The organism is Streptomyces sp. JH14 (genome assembly GCF_029428675.1).
Taxonomy (GTDB): Bacteria; Actinomycetota; Actinomycetes; order Streptomycetales; family Streptomycetaceae; genus Streptomyces.
Map to the genome: position 1 here is coordinate 942,207 of NZ_JAJNEL010000001.1, position 22,780 is coordinate 964,986.

Annotated in this window: 21 protein-coding genes; 6 read left to right on the top strand and 15 right to left on the bottom strand. The window is 72.2% G+C overall.

Features of this window, described 5'->3' with window-relative positions; all coding sequences use genetic code 11:
- Positions 1-155: 155 nt before the first annotated feature.
- Positions 156-1,634: a PLP-dependent aminotransferase family protein gene (locus LRD69_RS04285; RefSeq protein WP_277325204.1), complete on the bottom strand. Its 1,479-nt coding sequence runs from the start codon at positions 1,632-1,634 to the stop codon at positions 156-158.
- On the opposite strand from LRD69_RS04285, the gene LRD69_RS04290 reads away from it, so the two are divergent.
- Positions 1,633-2,544, top strand: coding sequence for a DMT family transporter (locus tag LRD69_RS04290; protein ID WP_277325205.1), 912 nt, complete (start codon positions 1,633-1,635; stop codon positions 2,542-2,544). The two genes, LRD69_RS04285 and LRD69_RS04290, sit on opposite strands and share 2 nt — an antisense overlap.
- 78 nt (positions 2,545-2,622) lie before the next feature.
- A complete protein-coding gene (locus LRD69_RS04295; RefSeq protein ID WP_277325206.1) occupies positions 2,623-2,835 on the top strand; it encodes a DUF1918 domain-containing protein in 213 nt (70 codons plus the stop codon).
- Between the two features lie 62 nt (positions 2,836-2,897).
- Here the strand turns inward: LRD69_RS04295 and LRD69_RS04300 are convergent, their stop codons facing one another.
- Positions 2,898-4,190: a family 10 glycosylhydrolase gene (locus LRD69_RS04300; protein ID WP_277325207.1), complete on the bottom strand. Its 1,293-nt coding sequence runs from the start codon at positions 4,188-4,190 to the stop codon at positions 2,898-2,900.
- A gap of 188 nt (positions 4,191-4,378) precedes the next feature.
- Between LRD69_RS04300 and LRD69_RS04305 the strand changes: the two genes are divergently transcribed.
- Positions 4,379-5,239 carry a 3-hydroxybutyryl-CoA dehydrogenase gene (locus LRD69_RS04305; protein WP_277325208.1) on the top strand — a complete coding sequence of 287 codons (861 nt, stop codon included), beginning with the start codon at positions 4,379-4,381 and terminating at the stop codon, positions 5,237-5,239.
- A gap of 91 nt (positions 5,240-5,330) precedes the next feature.
- Here LRD69_RS04305 and LRD69_RS04310 read toward each other — a convergent pair whose 3' ends face one another.
- The 9 genes from LRD69_RS04310 to infC all read right to left on the bottom strand — a co-directional run bounded on the left by LRD69_RS04310 (position 5,331) and on the right by infC (position 15,320).
- Positions 5,331-5,861: an NUDIX domain-containing protein gene (locus LRD69_RS04310; protein WP_277325209.1), complete on the bottom strand. Its 531-nt coding sequence runs from the start codon at positions 5,859-5,861 to the stop codon at positions 5,331-5,333.
- A 64-nt stretch (positions 5,862-5,925) separates the two neighbouring features.
- A complete protein-coding gene (locus LRD69_RS04315; protein ID WP_277325210.1) occupies positions 5,926-7,266 on the bottom strand; it encodes a transcriptional regulator in 1,341 nt (446 codons plus the stop codon).
- 505 nt (positions 7,267-7,771) lie between these two features.
- Positions 7,772-10,285 carry a phenylalanine--tRNA ligase subunit beta gene (gene pheT / locus LRD69_RS04320; protein ID WP_277325211.1) on the bottom strand — a complete coding sequence of 838 codons (2,514 nt, stop codon included), beginning with the start codon at positions 10,283-10,285 and terminating at the stop codon, positions 7,772-7,774.
- Entirely contained in the window at positions 10,285-11,424 is a 1,140-nt protein-coding gene (gene pheS, locus LRD69_RS04325) for a phenylalanine--tRNA ligase subunit alpha (protein WP_277325212.1), read from the bottom strand. Before pheS ends, pheT begins: the two co-directional genes overlap by 1 nt.
- Positions 11,425-11,569: 145 nt before the next feature.
- Entirely contained in the window at positions 11,570-12,700 is a 1,131-nt protein-coding gene (locus tag LRD69_RS04330) for an ATP-binding protein (protein WP_277325213.1), read from the bottom strand.
- Between the two features lie 132 nt (positions 12,701-12,832).
- Positions 12,833-13,675, bottom strand: coding sequence for an RNA methyltransferase (locus LRD69_RS04335; protein WP_277325214.1), 843 nt, complete (start codon positions 13,673-13,675; stop codon positions 12,833-12,835).
- A gap of 133 nt (positions 13,676-13,808) precedes the next feature.
- Positions 13,809-14,192, bottom strand: coding sequence for a 50S ribosomal protein L20 (gene rplT / locus LRD69_RS04340; protein WP_277325215.1), 384 nt, complete (start codon positions 14,190-14,192; stop codon positions 13,809-13,811).
- A gap of 114 nt (positions 14,193-14,306) precedes the next feature.
- Complete coding sequence (rpmI, locus tag LRD69_RS04345) at positions 14,307-14,501, bottom strand: 50S ribosomal protein L35 (protein WP_030918579.1); 195 nt, start codon at positions 14,499-14,501, stop codon at positions 14,307-14,309.
- Positions 14,502-14,621: 120 nt separating this feature from the next.
- Entirely contained in the window at positions 14,622-15,320 is a 699-nt protein-coding gene (infC, locus tag LRD69_RS04350) for a translation initiation factor IF-3 (RefSeq protein ID WP_277325216.1), read from the bottom strand.
- A gap of 356 nt (positions 15,321-15,676) precedes the next feature.
- Between infC and LRD69_RS04355 the strand changes: the two genes are divergently transcribed.
- Complete coding sequence (locus LRD69_RS04355) at positions 15,677-16,039, top strand: DUF1844 domain-containing protein (protein WP_277325217.1); 363 nt, start codon at positions 15,677-15,679, stop codon at positions 16,037-16,039.
- Positions 16,040-16,132: 93 nt separating this feature from the next.
- On the opposite strand, the gene LRD69_RS04360 is transcribed toward LRD69_RS04355, so the two are convergent.
- Positions 16,133-16,864: an SseB family protein gene (locus tag LRD69_RS04360; RefSeq protein ID WP_277325218.1), complete on the bottom strand. Its 732-nt coding sequence runs from the start codon at positions 16,862-16,864 to the stop codon at positions 16,133-16,135.
- Between the two features lie 146 nt (positions 16,865-17,010).
- Here LRD69_RS04360 and LRD69_RS04365 point away from each other — a divergent pair, with 146 nt between their 5' ends.
- Entirely contained in the window at positions 17,011-17,907 is an 897-nt protein-coding gene (locus LRD69_RS04365; protein ID WP_346771896.1) for a serine hydrolase, read from the top strand.
- Positions 17,908-17,986: 79 nt separating this feature from the next.
- Here the strand turns inward: LRD69_RS04365 and mycP are convergent, their stop codons facing one another.
- Both mycP and LRD69_RS04375 read right to left on the bottom strand, forming a co-directional pair.
- Positions 17,987-19,192 carry a type VII secretion-associated serine protease mycosin gene (mycP, locus tag LRD69_RS04370; RefSeq protein WP_277325220.1) on the bottom strand — a complete coding sequence of 402 codons (1,206 nt, stop codon included), beginning with the start codon at positions 19,190-19,192 and terminating at the stop codon, positions 17,987-17,989.
- On the bottom strand, positions 19,189-20,076 hold the full coding sequence (locus LRD69_RS04375) for a hypothetical protein (protein WP_277329619.1): 888 nt from the start codon (positions 20,074-20,076) through the stop codon (positions 19,189-19,191). Before LRD69_RS04375 ends, mycP begins: the two co-directional genes overlap by 4 nt.
- Before the next feature lie 537 nt (positions 20,077-20,613).
- Between LRD69_RS04375 and LRD69_RS04380 the strand changes: the two genes are divergently transcribed.
- Entirely contained in the window at positions 20,614-21,816 is a 1,203-nt protein-coding gene (locus LRD69_RS04380; protein ID WP_277325221.1) for an amino acid deaminase/aldolase, read from the top strand.
- Between the two features lie 18 nt (positions 21,817-21,834).
- Here the strand turns inward: LRD69_RS04380 and LRD69_RS04385 are convergent, their stop codons facing one another.
- A complete protein-coding gene (locus LRD69_RS04385; RefSeq protein WP_277325222.1) occupies positions 21,835-22,746 on the bottom strand; it encodes a DUF2510 domain-containing protein in 912 nt (303 codons plus the stop codon).
- Positions 22,747-22,780: the final 34 nt, after the last annotated feature.

The window sequence follows — 22,780 nt, forward strand, 5'->3', positions numbered from 1 at the left end:
GTCGAAGTGAGCGATCCGGAGAGGGCAAACGTCCTGCTCGTCGCGGGTACGGCCGAGGGCCCGGTGGGCGTCGGTGGAGAGCCAGGGGTGGATCCGGGCCGGGTCCGGCCGGGCCGGATCGGACGAGATCTCTTACCGCTGCCGGCGCATGTCCGTCATGCCCGGAGGGCAGGTGGTGCGGTCCCGGGGGCGGCGAAGAGTTCGTCGCAGGCGATGCGCAGCCGCCTTACGCCCTCGGCGATCTCGCCCGCTCCGGCGACCGCGGCGAAGCTCAACCGCACCTGCGCGGCCGGGGGTTCGGCGCAGTAGTAGGGGCGGCCTGGCGCGATCGCGACGCCCGCGCGCAGGGCCGCCGAGACGAGCGCCGCTTCGTCCGGACCGGTTTCGGCGTCCGGCAGCCGCAGCCAGAGGCTGCCGCCGCCCGGGGGGACGAACGGGAGCGAGAAATCGGGGAGTTGCAGCCGTAGCGCGGCCGTCATGGCGGTGCGCCGGTTCTTCAACTCCGTCGACACGGACCGCAGATGGTGACCCCAGGCCGGGGAGCCGACCAGTTCGAGCGCGGCTTCCTGGAGCGGGCGCGGGACGAAGAAGCTGTCGACGACCTGGATGGCCCGCAGCCGTTCCAGCACCGGGCCGCGGGCGGCCAGCGCCCCCACCCGGAGGCTGGGCGAGGTGACCTTGGTCAGCGAGCAGACGTGCACGACGACGCCGTCGGGGTCGTCGGCGGCGAGGGGTGCGGGCAGCGGGCCCGCGTCGTCGTGCACGAGGCGGCGGGCGAAGTCGTCCTCGACGACGAACGCCCCCGCCTCGCGGGCGATCCGGACGACCGCCCTGCGCCGGTCCGGGGCGAGGACCGCGCCGGTCGGGTTCTGGAAGAGCGGCTGGCAGACGAAGACGCGGGCGCCGGTGACCCGGAAGGCTGCTGCGAGCAGTTCGGGCCGCACCCCGTCGGCGTCGACCGGTACCGGCACCGGGCGCAGTCCGGTGGCGCGGGCGGCGGCCAGCATGCCCGGGTAGGTGGGCGATTCGACGAGAACGGGTGCGCCGGGCGGGGCGAGCGCGCGCAGGGCCGTGGCCAGGGCGCTCTGGCCGCCCGCGGTGATGAGTACGTCGGCGGCGGTGAGTGAGGGCCCGATCTCGCGGGCGAACCAGGCGCGCAGCTCGGTGAGCCCGTCGGTGGGGGGCCGGTCCCAGGCTCCGGGGCGCCGGCCGGCCCGGGCGAGAGCGGCGGCGAGGGCCCGTTCGGGCTGGAGCGAGGGGTGGAGATAGCCGCCGTTCAGTTCGATGACGCCAGGGGGCGGCGCGGCAAGCGTGACCAGGACACCGGAGGCGTCGACGGTGCGGGGCACGACCTCGGGGCCGCCGTCGCCGCTGAGGGAGACCTCCTGCCAGGAGGTGTCTCCGGGCGGGGGCACATCGGTACGGGGCTGCGCCCGGAAGGCGCCGGAGCCGGGACGGGTGACGACGAGCCCTTCGGCTGCGAGCTGCGCGATGGCCCGGGAGACGGTCACGGGGCTGACCCGGAAGCGCTCCACCAGGGCCCGACTGGATGGCAGCTTCTCTCCCACTGAGTAGCGGTTCAGCTCGCTACGGAGAGAATGAGCCAATGCGGCAACGCTGCTACGCTCTTGCATGACAGCACAGGATAGCGCTACCCACTCCGCGTCGATAGCGGTTGCCCCCAAGGCGGGACGCAGCGGCACTCTTCTCGCCGGGCTCGGCGTCGTCGCCTTCTCACTGACGTTCCCGTCCACTGTCTGGGGGCTGGAGAGCTTCGGCCCCTGGTCGCTGGTGACCCTGCGCAGCCTGCTCGCCGCGCTGATCGCGGGCGGCGTGCTGCTCGCGGGACGGGTCCCGGTACCGGACCGCCGCCACTGGAGCGGGCTCGTGGTCGTCGCGGGCGGCGTGGTGGTGGGTTTTCCGCTGCTGACGTCACTGGCCCTGCAGACCTCCACGTCGTCGCACGCAGCCGTCGTGGTGGGGCTGCTGCCCCTGACCACGGCGGTGTTCTCGTCGTTGCGGACCGGGACGCGCCCGCCGCGCCGCTTCTGGATCGCGGCGCTGGCCGGGGCGGCCGTGGTCATCGCCTTCACCGTGCAGCAGAGCGGCGGGGCGCTCTCGGTCAGCGATCTGTATCTGTTCGGCGCGCTGCTGGTGTGCGCGGCGGGGTACACGGAGGGCGGCAGGCTGGCCCGGGCGATGCCGGGCTGGCAGGTGATCGGCTGGGCACTGATCCTCGCGGCGCCGCCGATGGTGGCGGGCACGGCGGTCGCGCTCTGCTTCGAGCCGGTACGGCCGACCGCGCACGGGATCATCGGACTGGTCTGGGTGGCCGCGGGGTCGGCCTTCGTCGGCCTGTACGTCTGGTACCGCGGCATGGCGGAGATCGGCGTTCCGCGGGCCAGTCAGCTTCAGCTCGCACAGCCGCTGCTGACCCTGGTGTGGTCGTTCCTGCTGCTCGGCGAAAAGGTCTCGGCGGCCGCGCCGGTGGCGGCACTTGCCGTCCTCGTCTGCATCGCGGCCACCCAGCGGGCGGGGGCCTGAGCAGTCCGGCCGGTGCGCGAGCACATCGGGTCATAGACTTGTCGACAAGGACCGCCACCCGTGAGGAGGTCACTCCCGATGGAGGCACACCCGGGCGACCGGCTGCTGACGCACGGCAGGACCGTGGGACAGCACGACAGGGTCGCAGAGATCGTCGAAGTGCTCGGTGACGGGGGCGCTCCCCCGTACCGCGTCCGCTCCGACGACGGACACGAACACCTGGTTTCACCAGGCCCCGACGCCGTCGTCCAGCACACCGAGGTCCGGCACCGGCGCCCGGAGCCCCTGTAGGGCCTCCGGGCGGACTCGCCCCGACCGCGTCACCGCACGGTGCGCCCCCTCCGGCCCCCGGGTCAGCGAGGCGGGCGCACCCTGTTGCGGTAGTGGTCGGTGACCACGTGCTGCATCGCACCGATCCGGTCGGTCACGACATCCTTGCCGGAGAAGTAGACGTGGCCGCGTACCTGGTCGTAGGCGGCTGCGAAGTCGATATGGCGGGAGAGTTCCGCCGGGTCCTGCCAGGCGGCGGGCTGGGCCGGGTCGCCCGCCTTGTAGAGCGCCTCACCGATGAAGAGATCGACGCCCGTGCCCCGTACGACGTCGTCCCACCAGGGGAGCAGCTTCGCGTAGTCGGCGGCGGTGAAGCCGATGTTCCAGTAGATCTGCGGGCAGATGTAGTCGATCCAGCCCTTCTTGACCCAGCCGCGGGTGTCCGCGTGCAGATTGTCGTAGGTCTGCACGCCGGCTGTGGTGTCCGAGCCGAGCGGGTCGGTCGCGGCGTTGCGCCAGACGCCGAACGGGCTGATCCCGAACTGGACGTTCTTCTTGATGTCCTTGATCCGCGCGGCCATCTCGCGCACCAGTTTGTCGGTGTTGTCCCGGCGCCAGGCGGCCTTGTCCGGGAAGCCCGCGCCGTACTGCGCGTACGTGGCGTCGTCGTCGAAGACCTGTCCGGCGACCGGGTAGGGGTAGAAGTAGTCGTCCCAGTGGACGGCGTCGATGTCGTAGCGGCGGACCGCGTCGAGCATGGCGTCCTGGACGAATCGGCGGACCTCGGGCAGACCCGGGTTGTAGTAGAGCTTCCCGCCGTACGGCAGGACCCATTCGGGGTGCAGGCGTGCGGGGTGGGTGGGTACCAGCCTGGACAGGTCGGTGTGGTTGGCGACCCGGTACGGGTTGAACCACGCGTGCAGTTCCAGGCCGCGGCGGTGCGCCTCGCGGACGGCGGTGCCCAGCGGGTCCCAGCCGGGGTCCTGGCCCTGTACACCGGTGAGGTACTGGGCCCACGGCTCGTACGGTGAGGGCCACAGTGCATCCGCGGTCGGCCGCACCTGGAAGATCACCGCGTTCAGCCGCCGCTCGACCGCCGCGTCGAGATACGCGATCAGCTCCGCCTGCTGTTCCGCCGCCGAGAGGCCGGGGACCGAGGGCCAGTCGACGTTGGCGACGGTGGCGACCCACATGCCCCGCAGCTCGCGCCGCGCGACACGACGGTCATGGGCGTCGTGCCGGGACGGAGCAGCGTGCCGGCCGGACCCCTGGAGCGGGGCCGCGACGGCGTCCCCCGCTGCAGTGACTCCGGCCACTACTCCGGCGACCACTCCGGCCGCTCCCGCCACAAAGCCTCTTCGGGCCAATTGCCGCATTTTCCAAGCACCTGCCGTCTCTATGTGCTCATCCATCACCCTGGTGTCGGGCGTCACGCAGAGCATGCCCGCCCCGGCCCGTCATGACCAGCAGTTTGCGGAGTAACGTCGGGGGGTCGAGGCGAGGCCCGGAATCAGACGGGACCTGCCGAACGGAGATCAGCGAAAGGCACGAGGTGACGGACTCTATGGCCGACATTGCACGCGTCGGAGTGGTGGGCTGCGGCCAGATGGGCGCGGGCATCGCGGAGGTGTGCGCCCGCAGCGGCCTCGAGGTCAAGGTGGCCGAGACCACCGGCGAGGCCCTGGAGATCGGTCGCACCCGGCTCCACAACTCCCTCTCCAAAGCCGCCGAACGCGGCAAGATCACTGAGGCGGAGCGCGACGAGACGCTCGGCCGCCTCAGCTTCACCACCGACCTCGGCGAGTTCGCGGACCGCGATCTCGTCATCGAGGCCGTCGTGGAGAACGAGCAGGTCAAGACCGAGATCTTCCAGGTTCTCGACCAGGTGGTGACCCGGCGGGACGCGATCCTCGCCTCCAACACCTCCTCCATCCCGCTGGTGAAGCTGGCCGTCGCAACCTCCCGCCCGGATCAGGTCATCGGCATCCACTTCTTCAACCCGGCCCCGGTGCAGAAGCTCGTCGAGCTGATCCCCGCGCTGACCACGTCGGACGACACGGTGAAGCGCGCCGAGACCCTGGTGCAGGACGTGCTCGGCAAGCACCCGATCCGCGCCCAGGACCGCTCCGGCTTCGTCGTCAACGCGCTGCTGATCCCGTATCTGCTGTCCGCGATCCGGATGTTCGAGTCGGGTATCGCCAGCCGCGAGGACATCGACAACGGCATGGAGCTCGGCTGCGCCCACCCGATGGGCCCGCTGAAGCTCGCGGACCTGATCGGTCTGGACACCGTGGCCTCGGTCGCCGACTCGATGTACGCCGAGTTCAAGGAGCCGCTGTACGCCGCTCCCCCGCTGCTCCAGAGGATGGTGGACGCGGGCCGGCTCGGCCGCAAGACGGGCTCGGGCTTCTACCCGTACGCCTGACCGCCGATCGAGCCCATGCGGGGCCGGCCGGGACATCCCCGGCCGGCCCCGCCTGCGTGGTGCGCGCGAGGCCGAGGCCGTCGACCAGGCCTCAGCCGAGCCGTAAGTGATGGAGCATCATCAGCCCGGCCACCATGTTGGCGGCCGGGATCTCGCCCCGGACGATCATGTCGGGCACCAGCTTGAGCGGTATCCATTCACGCCGCGACGACTCGAAGGCGTCCTGGGGAGGGCCGGTCCAGCTGGCCTCCTGCGCCCAGTAGAGGTGGTGCCGGGCGTCGGTGAGGCCGTTCGACGGCTCCACGGTCAGCAGCGGCTGCAGCGGCCCGGGGCGCCAGCCGGTCTCCTCCTCCATCTCCCGCGCGGCCGCGGCAGCGATGTCCTCACCGTCCTCGACGACGCCCGCGGCGAGTTCCCAGCCCCAGCTGTCCGTGATGAACCGGTGCCGCCACAGCAGCAGCACCTCGTTGGCCTCGTTGACGACGGTTGCCGCGGCAACGGGGCGCAGCCGCACGAGGTAGTGGTCCAGATGACGGCCGTCGGGAAGTGCGACATCGGCCAGATTGACCCGGAACCAGCGGTTTTCATACACCGTTTGTTCGTTCAGATTCGTCCACTGCACAGTTCTGCCACCTTCCGACACGTTGGTGACGACATCGCAGCAGGAGCGAACCCGGAGGGGAACATCAGAGCGGGACGCGCAGCGCCCCGTCGATGAGTTCGGCGGCCCGCCCCGCGTCGGCACAGCCGCTCGCGACCAGGTCCTCGCGCACCGCCCGCAACCGGTCCCGCAGCCGCTGCGACTCCATGCCTCCGGCCCGTTGCGCCATCTCCGTCGCCGTACCGGCCGCCCGGTCCGCCTCCCCCTGCCGGAGCTCGATATGGGTCAGCATGGCCAGCCGGTGCACGCGCCCCCGGTCGTGCGCCGGGGTGCGTACCGCCACGGCGGCGTGCTCCCGCGCACCGGGCAGATCACCGAGGCGCAGCAAGGCCTCCGCCACCTGCACATTGATCAGGCCCGGCTCGACGTACCCCGTCTCGTCCGGCTCGTGCCCCGGGCGGATGCGGCCGGCCTCGGACTCGGCGCACCGGATGCGTTCCATGGCGCTGGAGCCGTCGCCGAGATGCGCGTACGCCTTGGCCTGCATCGCGTACAGGTCGGCGGCCAGCGCGGGGGTGAGGTCGCGCCCGGCGGCCCGCAGCGCCGCCTCCGCGAACGCGACGGACTGCCGGTACTCGCCGAGGAACAGCGACTGGTTGACCAGCAGGGCGATCACATACGCGCCGAGTCCCCGGTCCCCGCTCGCCTTGGCCAGCCGCAGCGCCTGGTGGAAGTAACGCTGGGCGAGACCGTGCGCGTCGGAGTCGTAGGTGCAGATGCCCGCCACGGCCACCAGCCCGCTCGTCGCCCGGTGCAGCCGGCGGCCCAGCGCGTCGCTGTAGCCACCGCGCAGCAGCGGGGCGGTCTCCGCGTTGAGGAAGCCGACGATGCGGGAACGGGTCGCGACGCCGCCGGCCCTGCGGTACATCAGTTCGTAGTGGGAACGGGCCGCACGCAGCATGACGATGTCGGCCATCGAGACCCGGGTCGTACCGTCACGGGAGACATCGGCGTCCTCCGGCGGGTTCTCCCACTCCCACACGGGCATCACCGCCGACGTGCCCGTGACGGCCGCTGCAGCGTGTACGGGCGGGCGCTGCTGCTCGTCCGAGCGCCACAGCGCGGTGGCCCGTTCGACGAATCCGGTGAGCGTGCAGCCCGGTACGGGCACGCCGGCGCCGGGGGACGCCATGCCGATGTCGTCGAGCGAAACGGGCCGGTGGAGCCGGTTGCCGAGCACCTCGCAGATCAGGTCGGGCACCCGGCCGCGCGGGCGCTGGCCCCTCAGCCAGCGTGCCACGGCGGTGTGTTCGTACCGCAGGGACAGCCCTCGGGCGCGCCCGGCCCGGTTGACGTGCGCGGCGAGACCCGCACGGGAGACACCCGCCTCGTCGATCAGGGCCTCAAGCAGAATGTTGGGCTCCATTGCCCCTCCTCCGCCGGACACGCCTCGTGACGTGTCGCCCCAGTGGAGCACGTTTCACACGGGGTGTGAACGGAATGCCCGAACCGTCCCGCTGCGCACGCTGTTGCGCCGGGCCGCGGATCGGTTGAATCAGTCGCCTCGCAAGAGGCGGCCGGGTCGTCTGCTCCCCCTCGTACAGTCGACGACCCGCACCCGCGCCGTTCAACACTGCCGACCTGCCCGACACTCCGTGGCAGTACGGACGGCGCCGGATCGCACGACCCACTGCCCACTGATCGGAGGGTGGCTGCGGGACCGTACCGGAACCGGGTTCCCCCGGGCCGGACCGGGGCCCGCGTGCGGTCCCGCCGCCGTTCGGCGAGCACAGAAGGAGGGGGCGTACCCGGTATCCGGATACGCCCCCTCCTCACTTCTGCGCCCGGTCCGTCCCGGGCCACCGGACGGACCTGTCCCGGACCCGCCCGGCCGAGGACACCGCGCGGCCCGACGGCGTCGCGGCCGGCCGCTACGCTCCGCGCAGCACCGCGCCGGTCCGCTCGGCGGCCAGGGCGACCGCCGCATCGCGGGCGGCCGTGGCCTCGTCGACGGTCAGCGTGCGGTCCGGCGCCCGGAACCGCAGCGCGTACGCCAGCGACTTCCTGCCCTCGCCGATCTGCTCACCGGTGAAGACGTCGAACAGCCGCAGCGATTCGAGGAGTTCACCCGCACCCGCACGCAGCGCGTGCTCCACCTCGGCGGCCGGCACGTCCTGCGCGACGACGAGCGCGACGTCCTGGGTCGCCACCGGGAAGGTGGAGATCCGCGGCGCCTGGAGCGCACCGTCGACGGCCTGCTCCAGGAGGTCGAGGTCGATCTCCATGGCGCAGGTCCGCTCCGGCAGATGGAGCTCCTTGATGACGCGCGGGTGCAGCTCACCTGCGTGCCCGACGAGGGCCTCCGCGTCGTTCGCCGTGACGAACAGTGCGGCGCAGCGGCCGGGGTGCCACGGCGCGTGCTGGTCGTTGCGGACGGTGAGCTCGACACCCGCCTCGCGGGCGATGGCACGGGCGGCCTCGATGGAGTCCGCCCAGTCCACCGGACGGCCCTTGCCCCACCAGCCGGCCTGCTCACGGGCGCCCGCGAGGACGACCGCGGCACGGCGCGGCTGCCGCGGCAGCGCGGCGTTCAGTTCGGCGATCTGCTCGTCGCTGGGCCGGTGCTCGACGGGCAGGCGCACGGCCTGGGTCTCGTCGCCCGTCGGCCTGAAGACGAGACCGGTCTCGAAGAGAGCCAGGTCGTGGCTGCCGCGGCCGTCGTTGCGCCGCAGCGCGCCGAGGAGGCCCGGCAGCAGCGTGGTGCGCAGCGCCGGCTCCTCGTCGGAGAGCGGGTTGACGAGCTTGACCGTACGGCGGCGGGCGTCGTCGGCGTCGAACCCGAGCTGGTCGAGGACGGCGTCCCCGATGAACGGGTAGTTCAGCGCCTCGACGTAGCCGGCTCCGGCGAGCGCCCGGCCGACCCTGCGGTGCAGCCGCTGGCGGTCGGTGAGCCCGCGCCCGGACGGCGGCGTCGGCAGCGTCGACGGAAGGTTCTCGTAGCCCTCCAGCCGGATGACCTCTTCGGCGAGGTCGTTCGGCTCGCTCAGGTCGGGCCGCCAGGACGGCACTGTGACGAGCAGCTCGTCCTGCCCGTAGGCGTCGCAGCCGACCTCCTGCAGGCGGCGTACGACGGTCTCGCGGCCGTACACGACCCCGGCCACCCGGTCGGGGTGGTCCGCGGGCATCGCGATGGTGCGGGGCGCGGACGGAACCGCGACCTCGGTGACACCGGCCTCGGCGGTACCGCCCGCGAGGAGCACCAGCAGGTCGACGGTGCGCTGCGCGGCGGCGGCCGCGGCCTCCGGGTCCGCGCCGCGCTCGAAGCGCTTGGACGCCTCGGAGGACAGCTTGTGACGGCGCGCGGTCCGGGCGATCGAGATCGCGTCGAAGTGCGCGGCCTCGATGACGACCTCGGTGCTGGTGTTCTCACCGTTCTGGGCGTCTGCGATCTCCGTGTTGGCGCCGCCCATGACACCCGCGAGACCGATCGGCCCGCGGTTGTCGGTGATGACCAGGTCCTCGGCGTCCAGGACGCGGACCGTGCCGTCGAGCGTGGTGAGCTTCTCGCCCTGCTGGGCGCGGCGCACCCCGATCGGCCCGTCGACACGGGTGCGGTCGTAGGCGTGCAGCGGCTGACCGAGCTCCAGCATCACGTAGTTGGTGATGTCGACGGTGAGCGAGATCGGGCGCATCCCGGCCTTCTGCAGCCTGCGCTGCATCCAGATCGGGGAACGCGCCTCGGGGTCCAGGCCGACGACGGTGCGCGCGGTGAACCGGTCGCAGCCGATCGGGTCGGCCACCTTCACCGGGTAGCCGAACGCGTTCGGCGCGGGCACGTCGAGGAGGGCCGGGTCGCGCAGCGGCAGCCCGTACGCGATGGCGGTCTCGCGGGCGACGCCGCGCATGGAGAGGCAGTAGCCGCGGTCGGGGGTGACCGCGATGTCGAGTACCTCGTCGACGAGCTGGAGCAGCTCGATCGCGTCGGTGCCGACCTCGTGCTCCGGAGCCAGCACGATGATGCCGTGCGTGCCGTCGTCGCCCATGCCGAGTTCGTCGGTGGAGCAGATCATGCCGTGCGAGGTGCGGCCGTACGTCTTGCGTGCGGCGATCGCGAAGTCGCCGGGCAGCACGGCGCCGGGGAGGACCACGACGACCTTGTCGCCGACGGCGAAGTTACGGGCTCCGCAGACGATCTCCTGCGGCTCACCGGTGCCGTTGGCGGAGCCGACGTCGACGGTGCAGAAGCGGATGGGCTTCTTGAAGCCCTCCAGCTCCTCGATGGTCAGTACCTGTCCGACGACCAGGGGACCCTTGAGTCCGGCGCCGATCTGCTCGACGGTCTCGACCTCGAGGCCGACGGCGACGAGCTTGGCCTGTACGTCACGGCCGGTCTCCGTCGCCGGTAGGTCGACGTACTCCCGCAGCCAGGAAAGCGGGACGCGCATCAGATCTCCATCCCGAACGGCCGGGTGAACCGGACGTCACCCTCGACCATGTCTCGCATGTCTTCGACGTTGTGGCGGAACATCAGCATCCGTTCGATGCCGAACCCGAAGGCGAATCCGCTGTACTTCTGGGGGTCGACGCCGCAGGCGATGAGCACCTTGGGGTTGACCATGCCGCAGCCGCCGAGCTCGATCCAGCCCTCGCTGCCGCAAGTGCGGCAGGGGCGGTCCGGGTTGCCGACGGAGGTGCCGCGGCAGACGTAGCAGACCATGTCCATCTCGGCGGACGGCTCGGTGAACGGGAAGAAGTTCGGCCGCAGCCGGGTCTTCATCTCCGGGCCGAAGAGCGCCTGGACCATGTGGTCGAGGGTGCCCTTGAGGTCCGCCATGGTGAGGCCCTCGTCGACGGCCAGCAGCTCGATCTGGTGGAAGACCGGGGTGTGCGTCGCGTCGAGCTCGTCGGTGCGGTAGACCCGCCCGGGGCAGACGACGTAGACGGGCGGCTCGCGGTCGAGCAGGGTGCGGGCCTGGACCGGCGAGGTGTGCGTACGCAGCACGATGCCGGACTCGTCGCCCGTGGTCGGCTTCCCGTCGGGCGTGGTGCCCTGGACGAAGAAGGTGTCCTGCATCTGCCGGGCCGGGTGGTCGGGCACGAAGTTCAGTGCGTCGAAGTTGAACCACTCCGCCTCGACCTCGGGGCCCTCGGCGACCTCGTAGCCCATGGCCACGAAGACGTCCGCGACGCGCTCCATGATGGTCGTCAGCGGGTGGCGGGCGCCGGCCGGGGTGCGGTCGTACGGCAGCGTGACGTCCACCGCCTCCTCGACCAGCACACGGGCGTCCCGCTCGGCCTCCAGCTCCGTCTGACGGGCGGCGAGGGCCTTGCTCACGGCGCCGCGGGCCTGGCCCACGCGCTTGCCCGCCTCGGCCTTGGCCTGCGGGGGCAGTGCGCCGATCTCCCGGTTGGCGAGCGACAGCGGCGAGGTTCCACCGGTGTGCGCAGTCTTCGCCTGGGCGAGCGCGTCGAGGTCACCCGCGGCGGCGAAGGCGGCGAACGCCTCGTCCCGCATGCGCTCGATCTCTTCCGGTTTCAGTGCCTCGACCTCGACTGGGTCGTACGACTTGTTCGGTGCCGACATCTCTTCCCGTGCTTCCGATTGGCTGATACTGCTCTTACCGGGGGATACCCCGGACCCCCGTGGCCCCGCTCGACGACTGGAGGACACAGAGGTGCCAAAGGTCGAGTCTAAAGGTCGCTGAGGGTGGAAGAAGCCCGCGGGCGGCTCAGGCCAGGTAGGCCGGCGCCCCCACGGGCAAAATAAATCGGAACTCGGCGCCGCCGCCGGGCCCGCGGCCGACCGTGATCGTGCCGCCGTGCGCCTCCACGATGCCCTTGACGATGTAGAGGCCCAGACCCGTCCCGCCCCGCTTGCTCCCGCGCCAGAAACGGGTGAAGACGCGGCCCATCGACTCCTCGGGGATACCGGGGCCCTCGTCGCTCACGGTGACGGCCGTTCCCTTCTCGTCGCTGGTCGCGGGTGCGACCTCAATGGTGACGGTTCCCTCGCCGTGGCGCACCGCGTTTTCCAGCAGGTTGCCCAGCACCTGGTCGACCTTGTCCGGGTCGGCCCATACGGCGGGCAGCGGCTGCCGGGTGCGGACGAGGAAGCGGTCGGGGGCCTGGCCGGCCGCGATGAGGGCCTGGATGTGGCGTTCGACGGCGGCGGAGAGGTCGACCGGCTGGCGGCGCAGCTCCAGTCGTCCGGAGTCGATCCGGGAGATGTCGAGCAACTCGGCGATGAGCCGGGTGACACGGTGGGCGTCGGCGTCGACCGTCTCCAGCATCAGCCTCTTCTGGTCGTCCGTGAACCGTTCCCATTTGGCGAGCAGCGTCGCAGTGAAGCCCTTGACGGACGTCAGCGGGGAGCGCAGTTCATGGGCGACGGTCGCGATCAGTTCGGCGTGACTGCGCTCGGTGCGGCGGCGGGCCTCGGTGCCGCGCAGGCTGATCACGAGCCGGCGCACGGGTCCGGTGGGACGCTCGCGTACGTACCGGGCGGAGACCAGGACCTCGCGGCCGCCGGGGAGCAGCAGGTTGCGCTCGGGCTGGCCGACCCGGGTGGCGAGACCGCCGTACGGATCGGTCAGGGCCCACCAGCGGCGGCCCTTCAGGTCCTCCAGCGGCAGTGCGTGGTCGAGCGGGCGGCCCAGTGCGGCAGCCCGGGGGACGGCGGTGATCCGGGTGGCGGCGGCGTTGAAGCAGATGACCCGGCCCGACTCGTCGGCGATGACGAGGCCGTCGGGCAGGTCGTCCGGATCGACGGCTGCGGCCGTGTCCGCGTCAGCGGTGGCGGCCGCGGTGCTGTGCGCGCGGTCGACGTGCGTCTCGCGCGGCCCGCTCGTGCCGACAGCCATATTCCCGTAACCCCACCTCTCGCACCGGTGCAGTGGGCCCCGAGTTCGTCACCCTACTAGTCGTCGGTGACGGAGCGACACCCTGTGGGGGCGCACTGCTGCGATGCGCCGGGGGGCGGGGTACGGGGCCGGTCAGCCGGTGGTACGACGGGGACGCTGGGCGCGCGCGGAGGCGTACAGGCAGACGGCCGCGGCGGTGGCGAGGTTGAGGCTCTCGGCCTTGCCGTGAATCGGTACGCGTACGACGGCGTCGGCGAGCGCCCGGGTCTCCTCCGGCAGCCCCCAGGCCTCGTTGCCGAAGACCCAGGCGGTCGGCCCGCCCATGGTGCCCGCGTCGAGCTCGTCGTCGAGGTCGTCGTCACCCGCGCCGTCGGCGGCGAGGATCCGCACGCCCGCGTCCCGCAGCCCTTGGACGGCCTGTTCGACGGGGACGCCGACGGCGACCGGCAGATGGAAGAGCGAACCGACCGACGCACGCACGGACTTGGGGTTGTACAGGTCCACGGAGGCGTCGGTGAGGACGACGGCGTCGGCGCCCGCGGCGTCGGCGCAGCGCAGCACCGTACCGGCGTTCCCGGGGTCGCGTACGTGGGCGAGGACGGCGACCAGCTTGGGCTTCGCGGCGACGATGGCCTCGAACGGCGTGTCGAGGAACCGGCAGACGCCGATCAGCCCCTGAGGGGTGACGGTCTGCGACACATCGGCGAGCGTGTCGCCGTCGGCGAGGTGCACCCGGGCGCCGGCGGTGTGGGCGGCGGCGATGATGTCGGCGTACCTCTCGGCCGCCTCGACGGTGGCGAAGAGCTCCAGCAGGGTCGGCTCACCGTCGGTGCCGCGGTGTTCGGCGGCCTCGCGCACGGCCTGTGGCCCCTCGGCGATGAACCGTCGCTCCTTGCCGCGGAAGTTGCGCCTGGCCAGCCGTCGGGCGGCGGCGACGCGCGGCGATCGCGGGGAGATCAGTTCGGGGGTGCCCATGGTCGGCGGCGGGCCTCTCTGCGTGCGGAGGTACGGATCGGGGCGGAGATACGGAGCACGTCGTGCAACGCACCGGACCCGCAGACGACGAGCGCCTGCGGGTCCGGCTCAAAACCAAGAAGTGTGCCCTGGATCAGGCGGCCTTCGGGGCGTTGACGTCGCTCGGGAGGGCCTTCTGGGCAACCTCGACGAGGGCGGCGAACGCGTTGGCGTCGTTGACCGCGAGCTCGGCCAGGATCTTGCGGTCCACCTCGACGTTGGCGGCCTTCAGACCCTGGATGAGGCGGTTGTACGTCATGCCGTTCTGGCGGGCAGCGGCGTTGATGCGCTGGATCCACAGCTGACGGAAGTCGCCCTTGCGCTTCTTGCGGTCGTTGTAGTTGTAGACCAGGGAGTGGGTGACCTGCTCCTTGGCCTTGCGGTACAGGCGCGAGCGCTGACCGCGGTAACCGCTGGCGGCCTCGAGGATTGCCCGGCGCTTCTTGTGGGCGTTGACTGCCCGCTTGACGCGTGCCACTTGTTAACTCCTTGTAGCGGGGCTGGTGTTCACGATATCGACTCACCCAGCCCGGAAACGAATTGGTCCCGGTGTGACAGAGGTCGCGCCCCCGGATTCACCGGGGGCCGGGCCTCACTTGCCGAGAAGCTTCTTGATCTTCTTGGCGTCGGCCGGAGCCACGACGACCGTGCCGGTCAGCGAGCGGGTCTTCTTGGACGACTTGTGCTCGAGCAGGTGGCGCTTGCCGGCCTTCTCACGGAGCACCTTGCCGGAGCCGGTGATCTTGAAGCGCTTGCTGGCACCGCTGTGCGTCTTGTTCTTCGGCATCGCGCCGTTCTCTCCTCGTCAGTGGCGCCCCTCTCGGTGCGGGCACCGGACAGCAGGGGCGTCAGATCTTGGTGGGGATCCCGAGGGGACCCGGGGCCGCCTGGATGGCGCCCCCTGAGGTCACGCCTCGGAAGGTGTTTCGCCCGGAGCCTCGGGCTGCGCCTCGGCGGGAGCCTCGGCAGCCTCGGCGTCGGGGGTGGAACCCTGACGCCCCGCCTTGCGGGCGGCCTGGGCCTCACGGGCCTCGGCCATGGCTTCGGTCTTCTTCTTGTGCGGGCCCAGAACCATGATCATGTTCCGGCCGTCCTGCTTCGGGTTCGACTCGATGAAGCCGAGCTCCTCGACATCCGAAGCGAGACGCTGAAGCAGTCGGAAGCCAAGTTCGGGGCGGGACTGCTCACGACCACGGAACATGATCGTGATCTTGACCTTGTCGCCCTGCTTGAGGAACCGGACGACGTGACCCTTCTTGGTGTCATAGTCGTGCGGGTCGATCTTCGGCCGGAGCTTCATCTCCTTGATGACCGTGTGCGCCTGGTTCTTGCGCGCCTCACGGGCCTTCATGGCCGACTCGTACTTGAACTTCCCGTAGTCCATGAGCTTGCACACGGGCGGACGGGCGGTCGCCGCCACCTCGACCAGGTCGAGGTCGTACTCCTGTGCGAGTTCCAGGGCCTTGGCAAGCGGAACAATCCCGACCTGCTCGCCGCTGGGACCGACAAGTCGCACCTCGGGAACGCGAATCCGGTCGTTGATGCGGGGCTCGGCGCTGATGGATCCTCCTCGGTAGCACCACGCGGCCGTCTGGCGGACAGCCACGCAACGTCTGTTTCGTGAGACCAACCGCACCAGCGCATCAAAAATGCCCCGGACGGGACACAGGCGGGGCTCCTGGCAAACCGGAACACCGCCGCGGTCAACCGCGGGGCGCATCGGGCGGCTCCATCGTCCGTACGGAACGATGGGCGCCACCTGACCGGTGACCCGCCGTCCTACAGGACGGCCAGGTGGGAGATCGGAGCCTCCACTTGTGGGCCGGGCACATAGCTGCCCAGCCGGTCGTTACACAAGGTTAGCAGCTCCCCCGGGATGGTGCGAACCCGTGCGCAGGGTCACAGCCGCCGTCGGTACTCCCGCGGACGGGGGCGTACGGGCATGCGCCTATCGTATGGCGCATGAGTGACGCGACCCCCAGCAGTGAAACCCCCGACTTCGACGACATGGCCCGCGACATCGCGGAGGTCCCCGCGGTCGAGGTGATCGTGACGGTCGCCGTCAATCTGATGAGCGCCGCCGCCGTGAAGCTCGGGCTGACCGAGGACGGCGACAAGCACAAGGACCTCGACGAGGCCCGCAAGCTGGTCCACGCGCTGGCCGGCCTGCTCGACGCGAGCACCACCGAGATCAGCTCGTTCCACGCGGCGCCGCTGCGGGACGGTCTGAAGTCGCTGCAGCTGGCGTTCCGCGAGGCGTCGCTCGTGCCGGACGAGCCGGGTCAGGGTCCCGGCGAGAAGTACACCGGTCCCGTCTTCGGCTGAGCACCCGCCGCCCGTCCGTTTCCCTTTCCACGATCGTGAGCCCCCTGCCCGGCCGGGCAGGGGGCTCACGGCGTACGCGGGCCGGCCGGGAGATCAGCGTGCGAAAAGCGGCTCACCGGGCATGTTCGCGTCGGCCGGAAGCAGCGCCAGATCCAGGCCCCGCACCAGCCGGGCGCGCAGCACCTCGTCGGCGGCCAGCGACTGCGCGACGCGGTGGGCCGCCTCGGCCGGGACCGCGTCGGGCGCCAGGACCAGGGCGAGGGTGCCGCCGGACCGACCCGGCACGAGATGGGCGCGGACCACTGCGGGCTCGGCGGCGATCGCCTCCCGTACCGCGGAGGTGACCGCCGGGTCGTCCAGCGGGTCGGCGCTGGTACGGCCCTCGGCGAGGGCGAGCAGCGCGGAGCCGGTCAGCTCGAAGGCGACGGGGCCCGCCAGGTCGAGCACCACGGTGTCCGCCTTCTCGTGCGCGGCTGCCTGCAGCGCCTGGTGCAGGGGGACGGCGACGGGGCGGGCCTGCGGGTCCCAGCGGGCCAGGGACGCGGTCGAGGTGAAGGCGGGCAGGGCGCGGCGGTCGCCTGCCTGGAGGGTGGGCACGGCCATGTCGCTGGTCTTCTCCCGGCGCAGACCGCTCTCCTCGTCCTCCTCCACTTCCCCGAGGACGGCGACGACGGGGACCAGGAGCCGGGCCCCTCTGAGTGCTTCGAGCACTGGGCCGATGGCCGTACGGTCGTCGGCCCAGGCGGCGAGTGCCGCGGTCAATACGGGGTCGGCCGTGCCATCGTCGTCGGAGTAACCGGAGTCCGGAATGTTCTTCTGCGCCACAGGGCGAGCGTAGTCGGTGCGGTTTCCGACGAGGCCTTCAGGTGACCACGGCCCGCTGTCAGGTGCGTTTCGTGGCGTCCGGTTCCCCACCCCTGCCGATTTCGAAGACAAGTACGAAGATGCGTACGTCCGCACTGTCCGCTTCCGTGACGACCGTGTTGGTGCTGGCCGGTTCCGTCGCGGGCAGCATGTATCTGGTGGGCCGGGTGTCGGATCCGGGGCCCGGCCCCGTCGCGTCCGTGTCGTCGGCGGCGGAGCCGGCTCCGGGCCCGCCCGCCCAGGCGGTGCCGAGCGAGGAGCCCGAGGTGGATCTGGATGCGGAGCTGGCCGCGGCGGTGTCGCCGCTCACCGGTGGGTCCAGGGATCTCACCGGTGGGTCCAGGGTGTCGGTCGCCGTGCTGGACGCCGTCGACGGGCCCGGTGCGGTGTACGGGCACCGGACGTACGCCACCGCGAGCATCGTCAAGGTCGACATCCTCGCGGCGCTGCTGCTCCAGGCCCAGGACCACGGACGGGACCTCACCGCCTTCGAACGCAGCCGTGCCGTCACCATGATCGAGCACAGCGACAACGACGCCGCGACCGCACTGCTGCAGACGATCGGCGGGGCGGCCGGGCTCGACGCGGCGAACAGGCGCTTCGGCCTGACCATGACGACCGCGGCGCCCCGGTGGGGACTGACGCAGACCACGGCGGCGGATCAGCTGGTGCTGCTGAGGACCGTGTTCGGCGCGGACTCGAAGCTGACCGGGGACTCCCGTTCGTATCTGCAGGGGCTGATGCGGAACGTCTCGGCCGGTCAGCACTGGGGGGTGTCCGCTGCGGGCAGCCGATGGGCGCTGAAGAACGGGTGGATGCCGCGCAGCGCCACCGGGCTGTGGGACATCAACAGCATCGGGCAGGTGACCGCCCACGGGCACACGTATCTGATGGCGGTGCTCTCCACGGGTCAGCAGACGATGGCCACGGGGATCGCGCGTGTCGAGTCGGTCGCGAAGGCCGCCGTGGGGGTACTGGAGCGGGCGCGATGGAACGCGTCATGAACCGGCACACGGGGCGGTGGCCGGCCGGAGGGGTGGCCGGGAGCCGGGGCCGAGGTCGCCGGGACGGGCCCGGGTCGCTTCAGCGGCGCGCGGACGGGTTCCTGCTGCGCCACAGCAGCACGGCCAGCGCCAGCAGTACGGCGCCGAGGCCGCCCGCGGCCGGGGCGAGCCACCCTGCCGGGCCGTCGTCCTCGTGCCGCGCGGTGGGGCCCGGCCCGAAGTACCGCTTGCGGTAACCGGCCTTCACGGAGCCGGCTGCCTCGGCCGACTCCGCCCGCAGGCCGGCCGGCCGGAGCTTGCCGCCCGCGTCGATCGCTGCGGCCGGATCGACGATCCCGTACCCCCGCGAGTCGTCGCGGCCGCCCTCCGGGGAGCTGCGGGCGGTGTCCGTGAGGAGCTTCTTCACCTGGGCGGGCGACAGCCCCGGATGGGCGGCACGGACCAGCGCGACGGCCCCGGAGACGAATGCGGAGGCGGCCGATGTGCCCCACTCGATGTAGTAGTGGCGGTCGGGGGCGGGGACGACTATGTCGACGCCGGGGGCGCTGACGGTGGCGTACCAGTGGCGGGTGGAGAACGCCGCGTGGGTGCCGTAGCGGTCGACGGCGGCGACCGCTATCACGCCCGGGTAGGCGGCGGGGTACGAGATGTGGTCGCCCTTCTCGCCCCCGTTGCCCGCCGATGCGACGACGACGGCGCCCTTCCTCAGCGCGTACTGGATGGCGGCGTCCTCACCGCCCTCCGGGTGCGCGGACGCGCTGTCGTCGCCGAGGGAGAGGTTGATGACGTCCGCTCCGTGGTCGGCGGCCCAGCGGATGCCGTCGGCCAGGGCCGTGCCTCGGGACTCGCGGGCCTTGGCACGGGACGGGTCGGAGGCTTCGAGGATCACCCGGACCGGGAGGATCTTCGCCTCGGGGGCGATACCGAGCACACCGTCGGCGCGGCCGACGCCGTGACCGCGGCCGGCGATGATCCCTGCCATCGCGGTGCCGTGCCGGGCCCAGGCCCGGTCACCGGGCTCGGCGCCGAAGCCGATCAGGTCCTTGCCCGGCAGCACCTGGCCCGCGAGGTCGGGGAGGCTGTCGTCGACCCCGGTGTCGACGACGGCGACGGTGATGCCCTTGCCCTTGGTGGTCTGCCAGGCCCGGTCGGTGTGGAGCGCCTGCAGTCCCCACTGCTGCGGCCGGATGGTGTCCGCATGGGCGGGGACGGCCGGGACCAGGGTGAACGCCGTGGCGGCGCAGAGCGCGCCGAGGGCACGACGACGGCGTCGGGGGCTGCTCATTGCGGATTCTCCGAGAGGTCGGTGACGGTCCGGCGCAGCCCGCGCTCGATCCGGTCGGCGATGCCCTTGGCCTCATGGCCGAGGCCGGCCTGCGCGGCGGCCGTGGTCGCGTCCGCGGCCAGCGCCTTCTCGGCCGGCTGCGGGTCGGTCACCGCACGCCCGTCCGCGAACCCGGAGACGGCGAACACCACGACCGGCACCTCGGTCAGCACATGGACGGTCCAGCTGGCGCGCTGCCGGTCGCCGAACCCCGCGGCAACGCTGTCCTCGACGGCATAGGTACGGGGCATCAGGTCGGTGCGCGCGTCGAGATGCTGGTCGGAGAATCTGGTGCTCAGCGCTCTCATGGCCTCGGTGTCACCCTCGGTGAAGATCATTCCGACCGTGGTGACGCTGCTGAAGGTGGCATCCCTGTACGTGGCGCGCAGCAGCCGCTCGCAGCCGACCGGGCGGAGCGTCTTGAGCAGCAGCGGGTCGAGGGCCGACGTGCAGCCGCCGTCCGGGGCGACGGCGATCCGGGTCCAGACCCGGTCCGCGCCGCCGGGCCCCGCGCCGTCCCCCTTGAGGGTGCGGGGGAACAGCGTGTCCACGGGGACGTTGTGCCAGGCGGTGCGGGCCGTGGCGTAGGAGTTGCGCGCGTCGCCGTCGGCTGAGGAGTCGCTGGTGAGCCAGCTCCCGGTGACCGCTCCGCCGATCAGTCCGAGCCCGAGCACGACGCAGGCCGCCGCGGCCGCGGCCCGTGCGGGGTGGCGGGTGCGGACGGGGCGCAGCCGGGTGGTGGTCTCGGCGGGCGTCTCGGGCCGGGGGTACGGATGGGGGTGGACCTGCGGGACGTGGCCACCGGGGTACGGCGGGGTCGCGCCGGGCCGCGGGGTGAGGTCCACCGCACCGACGGGCCGGCGCCGGGTCGCCGTGGGCGGCGGCGTCCCGGGGCGGGGCGGGGTGGTGGGGGCCGATGGCACGACACGGAGCCTGGTGGTCGTCTCCACCGGGTCCGGTCCGGGCTCCTGCGAAGGCGTCGTGACCGGCCTCGGCCCCTGCGTGTGCGGGAAGGCGGGGGCTGCGGCAGGGGACGCCGGTACGAGGGCGGCGGGCGCGGTGCGCTCGGCTGCGGGGGTGGCCGGAGCCGACTCGTGGCCGGCGCGTGACGTCTGCTGCGGTTCGTCCGGCGGGGCAGCCGGACGTGGTGGCGTCGTCGGTCGGGGCGGGACGGCAGCGCGCTGCGCCTCGGTACTCATCCGCCCCCCTGGTCCACGTTCCGTACCGCCCACGGATCACCCTCGCAGGCAGGCCCGTTGGTCACCGCATGCCGTAACTCTACGGGTTCCGGCGGGCCCGGTGGGAGTCGGGCGCCGCACCCCGGGGGATCTGCCCCGATCGTCCCCCTACCCAGTGGTAGAGGTGTCTGGCAAGCTGCGGCCATGACTGCGCGTGCCGCTGACCGGACCCGGTACGACCGGGCCACCGCCCATCTCGACGCCCCGATCGCCGTGGTCGATCTGGATGCCTTCGATGCGAACGCCGATGACCTCGTCCGCAGGGCGGCGGGGAAACCGGTCCGGGTCGCGAGCAAGTCGGTGCGCTGCCGGGCGCTGCTGGAGCGGGTGCTCGCACGGCCGGGGTTCGCCGGGCTCATGTCCTTCACGCTGGCCGAGTCGCTGTGGCTGGCCCGGGCCGGTTTCGACGACGTACTGCTGGCCTATCCGTCGGCCGACCGGTCCGCCTTCGCCGAGCTGGCCGGTGACCCGAAGCTGGCCGCCGCGGTGACGGTGATGGTGGACGACCACGCGCAGCTGGAGCTGATCGACGCGGCGCGGGCCGGCGGCCGGGAGGAGATCCGGGTCTGTCTGGAACTGGACACCTCTCTGCAGCTGCTCGGCGGCCGGGTCAGGATCGGCGCGCTGCGTTCGCCGCTGCGCTCCCCCGCGCAGCTCGCGGAGCTGGCCCGCTCGGTGGTGCGCAGGCCGGGTTTCCGGCTGGTCGGCCTGATGGCGTACGAGGGGCATATCGCCGGGGTCGGGGATGCGGTCGCGGGGCGGCCGCTGCGTTCCCGGGCGATCCGGCTGATGCAGGCCGCGGGCCGCAAGGAGCTGGCCGCCCGGCGCGCCGAGGTGGTCCGGGCGGTGCGGGCGGTGGCACCGGACCTGGAGTTCGTGAACGGCGGTGGCACCGGCAGCGTGCAGCACACGGCGGCGGAGGCGGCGGTGACCGAGATCGCGGCCGGGTCGGGGCTCTACGTACCGCGGCTGTTCGACAACTACACGTCGTTCACGGCCCGCCCGGCGGCGCTGTTCGCACAGCCCGTGGTGCGGCGGCCCGGTGTCGGGGTGGTGACGGTGCTCGGCGGCGGCTACCCGGCGTCCGGGGCCGCGGGCGCGGACCGGCTGCCCGGTCCCTATCTCCCGGAGGGGCTGCGCTACGACCCGCAGGAAGGTCCCGGCGAGGTGCAGACGCCGCTGCTCGGCGCCCCGGCCGACGATCTGCTGATCGGTGACAAGGTGTGGTTCCGGCACGCGAAGGCCGGGGAGCTGTGCGAGCGTTTCGCCGAGCTCCAGCTGATCGAGGGCGACCGGGTGACGGCGACCGTGCCGACGTACCGGGGCGAGGGACAGACGTTCCTCTGACGTCCTTCCCGACCGGTGTCAGGGGGCCACGGAGCTGCCGACGCCGCCGCTCGTCGCGCTGTCGTCGATCGGCCGGATGGCCCGGGTGAGGGTGTCCATGAGGGCGAGCGGCGGACCGTCCGGTGCCGCGTCGAAGGCGTAGCGCACGATGACCGGCGACTCGCTGCCGACCGTCGACGGGAAGACGAGCGACTGCACATAGCCGCCGGGGCCCTTGGCCGTGTGGACCCGCCAGCGCACCTCGTAGCCCGTGCGGCCGGCCACGCTGACCGATGCGGATCTCAGCTGCTCGTGGGACGTGATGCCGCCGTGGATCCGGACGCCGACGATGTTCTCCTCGTACGCGCTGTCGGCCGCGTCGGCGATGTCCCGCTCGGCCAGGGCCTCGGGGGACGTCGTGTCCGTCTCGTTCGCGGTCCGGGTGGTCACCGTGCCGTGGTAGCAGAAGGCCGAGGACGCGCCGGGGCAGGTGTAGGAGCCGACCGTGCGCATGGCGAGCGCCTTCTCCACGGTGCTCTCCGGCTTCTCCCAGCCGTCCGGGATCGGCAGGGTGATGCCGTTGAGCTGGTCGACGAGCAGCTTCGGGTCCGGCGCCGGCCCTTCCCCGCCGGTCGTGGCGGTGGCGCTGGAGGTCGGAGCGGAACCCGTCGGCCCGGACGCCTTGGGCTCCGTACCGCTGTCGCCCCTGCCCAGCAGGACGGCTCCGGTGACCGCCGCGCCGACGACGACCAGGGCGGCCAGCACGATCGCCGCGGTCCGGGCACCGCCCCCGCCACCGCTGCCTCCGCTCGCGTACGGGAGTGGGACCGGCTGCTGCGGTGCCGGGGTGTTCGGGCGGGTGTGCGCGGTCCACGCCGAGCCGTCCCACCACCGGTCGGTGCCCGGGGCGGAGGTGTCCGGATACCAGCCGGGCGGTGTCGCGTTGCTCATCCCTCCACTCTAGGGTTCGCCGCCGACCCCGGTC

Coding starts and splice junctions, on each gene's coding strand:
- LRD69_RS04290 (WP_277325205.1), top strand. CDS start 1,633: ATGACAGCACAGGATAGCGCTACCCACTCCGCGTCGATAGCGGTTGCC.
- LRD69_RS04285 (WP_277325204.1), bottom strand. CDS start 1,634: ATGCAAGAGCGTAGCAGCGTTGCCGCATTGGCTCATTCTCTCCGTAGC.
- LRD69_RS04295 (WP_277325206.1), top strand. CDS start 2,623: ATGGAGGCACACCCGGGCGACCGGCTGCTGACGCACGGCAGGACCGTG.
- LRD69_RS04300 (WP_277325207.1), bottom strand. CDS start 4,190: ATGCGGCAATTGGCCCGAAGAGGCTTTGTGGCGGGAGCGGCCGGAGTG.
- LRD69_RS04305 (WP_277325208.1), top strand. CDS start 4,379: ATGGCCGACATTGCACGCGTCGGAGTGGTGGGCTGCGGCCAGATGGGC.
- LRD69_RS04315 (WP_277325210.1), bottom strand. CDS start 7,266: ATGGAGCCCAACATTCTGCTTGAGGCCCTGATCGACGAGGCGGGTGTC.
- pheT (WP_277325211.1), bottom strand. CDS start 10,285: ATGCGCGTCCCGCTTTCCTGGCTGCGGGAGTACGTCGACCTACCGGCG.
- pheS (WP_277325212.1), bottom strand. CDS start 11,424: ATGTCGGCACCGAACAAGTCGTACGACCCAGTCGAGGTCGAGGCACTG.
- LRD69_RS04330 (WP_277325213.1), bottom strand. CDS start 12,700: ATGGCTGTCGGCACGAGCGGGCCGCGCGAGACGCACGTCGACCGCGCG.
- LRD69_RS04335 (WP_277325214.1), bottom strand. CDS start 13,675: ATGGGCACCCCCGAACTGATCTCCCCGCGATCGCCGCGCGTCGCCGCC.
- rpmI (WP_030918579.1), bottom strand. CDS start 14,501: ATGCCGAAGAACAAGACGCACAGCGGTGCCAGCAAGCGCTTCAAGATC.
- LRD69_RS04355 (WP_277325217.1), top strand. CDS start 15,677: ATGAGTGACGCGACCCCCAGCAGTGAAACCCCCGACTTCGACGACATG.
- mycP (WP_277325220.1), bottom strand. CDS start 19,192: ATGAGCAGCCCCCGACGCCGTCGTCGTGCCCTCGGCGCGCTCTGCGCC.
- LRD69_RS04380 (WP_277325221.1), top strand. CDS start 20,614: ATGACTGCGCGTGCCGCTGACCGGACCCGGTACGACCGGGCCACCGCC.
- LRD69_RS04385 (WP_277325222.1), bottom strand. CDS start 22,746: ATGAGCAACGCGACACCGCCCGGCTGGTATCCGGACACCTCCGCCCCG.